Annotated in this window: 8 protein-coding genes; 4 read left to right on the forward strand and 4 right to left on the reverse strand. The window is 68.5% G+C overall.

What is annotated here, in order from left to right; all coding sequences use genetic code 11:
• Positions 1-61: 61 nt before the first annotated feature.
• The 4 genes from CSW58_RS16180 to CSW58_RS08620 all read left to right on the forward strand — a co-directional run bounded on the left by CSW58_RS16180 (position 62) and on the right by CSW58_RS08620 (position 2518).
• A complete protein-coding gene (locus CSW58_RS16180; protein WP_369825132.1) occupies positions 62-295 on the forward strand; it encodes a hypothetical protein in 234 nt (77 codons plus the stop codon).
• A 69-nt stretch (positions 296-364) separates the two neighbouring features.
• Positions 365-538 carry a hypothetical protein gene (locus CSW58_RS16185; protein WP_369825129.1) on the forward strand — a complete coding sequence of 58 codons (174 nt, stop codon included), beginning with the start codon at positions 365-367 and terminating at the stop codon, positions 536-538.
• Between the two features lie 122 nt (positions 539-660).
• The gene (tuf, locus tag CSW58_RS08615; protein WP_099447016.1) at positions 661-1851 is read left to right on the forward strand and encodes an elongation factor Tu; all 1191 of its coding nucleotides are present in this window, start codon (positions 661-663) and stop codon (positions 1849-1851) included.
• A 157-nt stretch (positions 1852-2008) separates the two neighbouring features.
• Complete coding sequence (locus CSW58_RS08620) at positions 2009-2518, forward strand: nuclease (protein ID WP_099447017.1); 510 nt, start codon at positions 2009-2011, stop codon at positions 2516-2518.
• 57 nt (positions 2519-2575) lie between these two features.
• On the opposite strand, the gene CSW58_RS08625 is transcribed toward CSW58_RS08620, so the two are convergent.
• From CSW58_RS08625 to CSW58_RS16200, 4 genes are all read right to left on the reverse strand, one after another.
• Positions 2576-5671, reverse strand: coding sequence for an efflux RND transporter permease subunit (locus CSW58_RS08625; protein ID WP_099447018.1), 3096 nt, complete (start codon positions 5669-5671; stop codon positions 2576-2578).
• The gene (locus CSW58_RS16190) at positions 5671-5910 is read right to left on the reverse strand and encodes an efflux RND transporter periplasmic adaptor subunit (RefSeq protein ID WP_099447019.1); all 240 of its coding nucleotides are present in this window, start codon (positions 5908-5910) and stop codon (positions 5671-5673) included. Before CSW58_RS16190 ends, CSW58_RS08625 begins: the two co-directional genes overlap by 1 nt.
• On the reverse strand, positions 5907-6158 hold the full coding sequence (locus tag CSW58_RS16195) for an HlyD family efflux transporter periplasmic adaptor subunit (protein ID WP_143755137.1): 252 nt from the start codon (positions 6156-6158) through the stop codon (positions 5907-5909). Before CSW58_RS16195 ends, CSW58_RS16190 begins: the two co-directional genes overlap by 4 nt.
• Positions 6159-6246: 88 nt before the next feature.
• Positions 6247-6486 (reverse strand): biotin/lipoyl-binding protein, encoded by a 240-nt coding sequence (locus tag CSW58_RS16200; RefSeq protein ID WP_369825130.1) that lies wholly within the window; start codon positions 6484-6486, stop codon positions 6247-6249.
• Positions 6487-6792: the final 306 nt, after the last annotated feature.

A 6792-nucleotide genomic window follows, 5' to 3' on the forward strand; every position in this document is an offset into this window, starting at 1 on the left:
TTCGAACCGGGCGGAGCCCGGTTCGGGCTTCGTGTTCGAAAGCGGCATCGTTGGCGGCGCTGTGCGAAGGAATACATCCCCGGCGTTGAAAAGGGTCTGCTCTCGGTCCAAGGACAACGGCCTGCTGGCCGGCCTTCCCGCTGATCGACTTCAAGGCCACCCTGACGGACGCAAGTACCACGACGTCGACTCCAGCGTGCTGGCGTTTGAAACGCGTCGCGCGCCGCCTTCAAGGAGCTGCGTGAAAAGGGCGCTCCCAAGCTGCTCGAGCCGATCATGGCCGTCGAGGTCGTGACCCCGGAAGAGTATCTGGTTCGGTGATCGGCGACCTGAACAGCCGTCGCGGCATGATCCAGGTCAGGACATGCGCGGCAACGCCACGGTCGTGAACGCCTTCGTGCCGCTGGCCAACATGTTCGGCTACGTCAACACCCTGCGGGGCATGTCGCAAGGCCGCGCCCAGTTCACCATGCAATACGATCACTACGAGCCGGTGCCGCAACACGTCGCCGACGAAGTGATCAAGAAGTACGCGTAGGTTTTTCCCTCCGGAAAAGCCTGCACCAAGCAAACAGAGAGGGCTCCGCCTGGGGCCCTCTCGATAAGACCCCAGATCTTCCCATTAATTGAAGGCCCCTCTGGGTCCTAAGGTAGAGAAAAATGGCCAAGGAAAAGTTCGAACGTAACAAGCCGCACTGCAACATCGGCACGATTGGTCACGTTGACCATGGCAAGACGACGTTGACGGCCGCGATCACGATCACGCTGGCCAAGCTCAGCGGCGGCAAGGCGATGAACTACGCCGACATCGACGCCGCGCCGGAAGAAAAGGCCCGCGGCATCACGATCAACACCGCGCACGTGGAATATGAGACGGCCAACCGTCACTACGCCCACGTCGACTGCCCCGGCCACGCCGACTATGTGAAGAACATGATCACCGGCGCGGCGCAGATGGACGGCGCGATCCTGGTGGTTTCGGCCGCCGACGGCCCGATGCCCCAGACCCGCGAGCACATCCTGCTGGCCCGTCAGGTCGGCGTTCCGGCCCTGGTCGTCTACATGAACAAGGTCGACCTGGTCGACGACGAAGAGCTGCTCGAGCTGGTCGAGATGGAAGTGCGCGAGCTGCTTTCGTCCTATGACTTCCCGGGCGACGACATCCCGATCACCAAGGGCTCGGCCAAGGTCGCCATCGACGGCGGCGATCCCAAGATCGGCGAACAGTCGATCCTGGCCCTGATGCAGACGGTTGACGACTACATCCCGCAGCCGGCCCGTCCGCTGGACCTGCCGTTCCTGATGCCGGTCGAAGACGTGTTCTCGATCTCGGGCCGCGGCACCGTGGTCACGGGTCGTATCGAAAAGGGTATCGTCAAGGTCGGCGAAGAAGTCGAAATCGTCGGCATCCGTCCGGTTCAGAAGACCACCTGCACCGGCGTCGAAATGTTCCGCAAGCTGCTGGACCAGGGTCAAGCCGGCGACAACGTCGGCGTGCTCCTGCGCGGCACCAAGCGCGAAGACGTCGAGCGCGGCCAGGTTCTCTGCAAGCCGGGCAGCATCACGCCGCACACCAAGTTCGTGGCTGAAGCCTATATCCTCAACAAGGAAGAAGGCGGCCGTCACACCCCGTTCTTCACCAACTATCGCCCGCAGTTCTACTTCCGCACGACGGACGTCACCGGGATCATCAAGCTGCGCGAAGGCGTGGAAATGATCATGCCGGGCGACAACGCCGAGCTGGACGTCGAGCTGATCACCCCGATCGCCATGGACCAGGGCCTGCGCTTCGCCATTCGCGAAGGCGGCCGCACCGTCGGCGCCGGCGTGGTCGCGAAGATCGTCGAATAGTCCCGACGCTCTGCAGCCACGGCTGAACCAACTCAAGGCCCCGGGGGAAACCCCGGGGCCTTTTGTTTGGCGGGGGCTGTGTCATCAATGGGCGGCCGCGCCCTTGAACGGCCAAGCTTGTCGCCCATTTCCGGATGCGATCCACCGAGGCCTCCCCGTGATCCGCAAGACCTTGCCGCTTCTGCTCCTGTTGTCCCTGGTCGCCTGCGACCGAACGGCCGAACCGCCGCTGGGCAGCGGCGAAACCGCCGAACAGCAGGCCGCCGCGGGCCTGGGCGATCGCGTGCTGGTGCTGGCGGCCGACGCCATGGTCATCGACGGCCGCCATGTGCGGCTGGCCAACGCCTTCGCCCCCCAGGGCATGCCCGACGCCCGATGCTGGGCCGAGGCGGTCGCCGCCCAGCAGGCGGTGCTGATGGTCCGCGACAGGGTGCGCGAGGCCCGCGCGGTGACGTTCACGCCCGGCGAGGGCAAGGACGAGTATGATCGTGATCTTGGCCTGGTGACCCTGGATGGCGTCGATCTGGGTCAGGCGCTGTTTGACAGCGGCGTCGCCGCCCGGCGCGGCGCGCGGCGCTTCGACTGGTGCGCCCCGGTGAGCCGCGATCGCACGGGCGCCCCGCCGCTCAAGGCCCTGCTGGACATGGGCCTGTCTAACGCCCACTAGACTCCGCGGCCCGCACAGCGACCAGCGGGGCGCGATGCGGCAAGGACCGCGTCCCGGTCAGTCGGCCTTGGCGGCCGGGGCCTGGCGCGGCGTGGTCAGGCGGGCCAGCTTGGGCGTCAGCCAGCGTTCGAAATCGTCGACGATCTCATAGACCACCGGCACCAGGACCAGGGACAGCACGGTCGAGGTGATCAGGCCGCCAATCACCGCCACGGCCATGGGCTGACGGAACTCGGCGCCCTTGCCCAGGCCGATCGCGGTGGGCAGCATGCCCGCCATCATCGCCAGGGTGGTCATGATGATCGGCCGGGCCCGTTCGCGGCAGGCCTCGAGGATGGCCTCGCGCTGCGGCTTGCCGGCCCGTTCCTCCTCGATGGCGTAGTCGACCAGCAGGATCGAGTTCTTGGCCGCCAGGCCCATCAGCATCAGCAGGCCGATCAGGGACGGGATCGACATGCTCATGCCGCAGGCCAGCAGGCCCATGAAGGCGCCGCCGATCGCGAGGGGCAGGGCCGACATGATGGTCACCGGCTTGAAGAAGCTGCCGAACAGCAGGGCCATGACCCCGAACACCAGGAAGATGGCCGACAGCAGGGCCACGGCGAAGCCGCCGAACAGCTCGCCCATGGCCTCCTCGGTGCCGCCGGTGGCCTTGGCGACGCCGGCCGGCAGGTTCTTCATGATCGGCAGGTTGTCGATCTCGGCCGTGGCCGAGCCCAGCACGACGTCGGGGCGCAGGTCGGCCTCGGTCGTCAGCTGGCGCTTGCGGCCATAGCGCTCGATCTTGGCCGGTCCAGCCTGGAACTCGACATCGGCGACGGCGTCCAGCCGGGTGAAACCGCCCGTGGCGGTCGGAACCTGCAGGCCCTTGATCCGCTGCAGGTCGGAACGGACCTTGTCGTCCAGGCGCACCCGGATCGGCAGGCGGCGCTCGCCGTCGGTCAGCTTGGCGACATTGGCGTCGATGTCGCCGACCGTCGCCACCCGGGCGATGGCGGCGATGTCGGCGGCCGAGACGCCCAGGCGGGCCGCCTCGTCGGCGCGGGGCCGGATGACGATCTCCGGGCCGCTGGGCGGCGAGGCCGGGCGCGGGTCGGCGATGGTCTTGAGACCGCGCATCTGCCGTTCCAGGGCCAGGGCGGCGCGTTCCAGGGCCGGGCCGTCCTCGCTGGTCAGGATGGTGGCGACCTCGGCCGAACCGTCGTCGCTCAGCAGATTGACCCGGACGTCGGGCAGGTCGAGCAGCTTCTCGCGCATCAGGGCCTTGATCTGCGGCACCCGCAACTCGCGCTTGTCATGCAGGACCACGGTCACCGTGCCGTCGCGCAGGTCGCTGCCGCCGCTGCCGCCGCCGGGACCGCTGGCGGCGATCACCGTGCCGATTTGGGCGAAGACGTGGGCGGTCTCGGGGCGCTCGCCAAACAGCTTGGTAATGGCCTGGACAGCGCGGTCCATGTCGGCCGCCGTGGCCCCGGGCGGTCCCTGGACCTTGAGATAATAGTAGTTGTTGTTGGCGGGCGGCTGGAAACCGGCCGGCAGGCCGCTGGCCATGTAGATCGAGCCGGCGAAGATCACCCCGCCGATGATGCAACTGACGATCCGATGATCCAGGGCCCATTCCAGAACAGCGCGGTAGCGGCCCTTGAACGGCTTGCGCGGCTGGGGATGGCTGGCCGGCTTGAGGAAATAGGCGGCCAGCAGCGGGGTCAACAGGCGGGCCACGACCAGGGAGAACAGCACCGCCACCGAGACGGTGAGGCCGAACTCGCGGAAGAACTGCCCCGGGATCCCGGGCATGAAGGCCACCGGCGCGAACACCGCGACAATGGTGAAGGTGGTGGCGACCACGGCCAGGCCGATGGCGTCGGCCCCAATGATCGCCGCGTCATAGGGGCGCTGGCCGGCGGCGACCCGTTTTTCGATGTTCTCGATCTCGACGATGGCGTCGTCGACCAGAATGCCGATCACCAGGGTCAGGCCCAGCAGGGTCACGACATTGAGCGAAAAGCCCATGATCGCCATGAAGATGAAGGTCGGGATCAGCGACATCGGCATGGCGATGGCGGTGATCGCCGTGGCCCGCCACTCGCGCAGGAACAGGAAGACCACCAGGGCGGCCAGCAGCATGCCCTCCAGCAGGGTGGCCTTGGTGGCGGCGAAGCTGGCGCGGGTGTCGTCGACGATCGAATAGATCTTGGTGAACTTGACGTCGGGATGGGCCGCCTCGAGCCGGGTGATCGCCAGCTTGACCTCGTCCTCGACCCGCACGTCGCTGGCGTCCTTGGTCTTGCTGACCTGGAAGGCCACCACCGGGCGGCCGTCGAGGCGGGCGAAGGAGCGGGCCTCGCCGGCCCCGTCGCCGACCTCGGCCACATCGGTCAGGCGCACGAAGCGGCCGCCGCTGGTCGGGATGGTCAGGGTCCGCAGCTGCTCCACCGTCCGGGCCGCGGCCAGGACGCGCACGGTCTGTTCGCGGTCGCCGATCGACAGGCGGCCGCCGGGGGCGTCCAGGCTGAAACCGGCCAGGGCGTTGTTGAGCTGCGGCGCGGTCAGGCCCTGGGCGGCCATGCGGTCGGGGTCGATGACGATATTGATCTCGCGATCGACGCCGCCGACCCGGGCCACCTGGGCCACGCCCTTTTCGCCCTGCAGGGTCCGGCTGATGGTGTCGTCGACGAACCAGGACAACTCACTGATCGACATGTCCGGCGAGGCGATCGCGTAGGTGACGATCGGCAGGGCGTCGAGGTCGACGCGCTGGACGATGGGCTCGTCGATCTCGCGCGGCAGCAGGGCCCGCGACTGGTCGATCTTGGAGCGCACCTCGTCGGTGGCCTTTTGCAGGTCCTCGCCGATCTCGAACTCGATCGAGGTGGTCGAGACGCCCTGGACGACCGAGGAGCGGATGCTCTTGACGTTCGAGATGCCCGATACCGCATCCTCGATCTGCCGGGTGATCTGGGTTTCCATCTCGCCGGCGGCCGCGCCGCTCTGGGTGATGGTCACCGCCACCAGCGGGAAGGAGACGTTGGGATACTGCTTGACGGGCAGGGACAGGTAGCTGGCCACGCCGGCCAGGACGAGGGCGATGAACAGCACCGCGATCGGGATCGGATTGCGGATCGACCAGGCGGAAATGCGGACCTGAGCCATTAGCGCGCGGCCTTGCCGGCGCTGTCGGTCGGCGCGATCAGGTCGCCGTCGAGGGTGAAGGCCGAGCCGCCCAGCAGCACGCGCGATCCGACCGGCGGGCCGTCGAGCAGTTCCACCCAGCCGTCGCCCCGCTGTCCGGTGCGCACCGGCGCCTGGCGGGCGTGGTTAGTGGCGTCGACCGTGACCAGGGACGAACCCTCGGCGTCATAGCGGATGGCGGTCTCGGGCGCGGCCTTCACCGGCCGACCGGAGGCGCCGAAGGCGGCGCGTCCGAAGCCGCCCGGGCGCAGGCCGGAATCCAGCGGGAGTCGAACCGCGCCTTGCCCAGGCGCGAGGTGGCGTCGATCCGGGGGCTGACCATCCGGACGGTTCCCGAAACCGCGCGGCCGTCGGGCAGGGTGACCATGGCGGCCTGGCCGGGGCGCAGGCTGGAAAGCTGGGCTTCACCGACCTCGGCGTCCAGTTCGACCAGCCCGTCGCGGGCGATGCGGAACCAGGGGTCGCCCCCGCGCCAGAGATGTCGCCGGGGCGAACGGTGCGTTCCAGAACCCGGCCGCTGACCGGCGAGGTGACGGTCATCCGGCGCGCGCGGGTGTTGAGCTCGGCCAGGGCCGCTTCCTGGGCCTTGGCCTGGTAGCGGCGGCTTTCGATCTGTTCCTGCGGCAGCACGCCCTGGCCGTCGAGGCCGGCGACGCGCGCGGCCTCGCCTGGGACTGGGCGGTGACGGCGGCCTGCTGGGCGATCTGGGCCCGCAGCAGGGTGTCGTCCAGCTGGGCCAGGGGCTGGCCGGCCCGAACCCAGGCGCCTTCCTCCACGAAGACCCGGGCGACCCGGTAGCCCGGAGAGCTCGGAGCCCACCGCGGCTTCCTCGCGCGGCACCAGCTGACCGGAGGCCTCGAAGCCGCCGCCCAGGGCGCGGCTTTCGATCCGGCCGATCGTCACCGCTCGCGCCTTGGTCGCGGCCCCCGCGGCGGCGGGCTTGTCCTTCTTGTCGCCGCAGGCGGTCAGGCCGATCGCGGCCATGAGCAGGACGGCGGCGAGGCGGGTGGAGCTGGTCATCGGGGAGGATCTCATCAACGAGGAGGCTTTGGGCGGGCTTTGGACGGTGTCGGGCGACCATC

Source organism: Caulobacter sp. B11 (assembly GCF_002737765.1).
GTDB lineage: Bacteria > Pseudomonadota > Alphaproteobacteria > Caulobacterales > Caulobacteraceae > Caulobacter.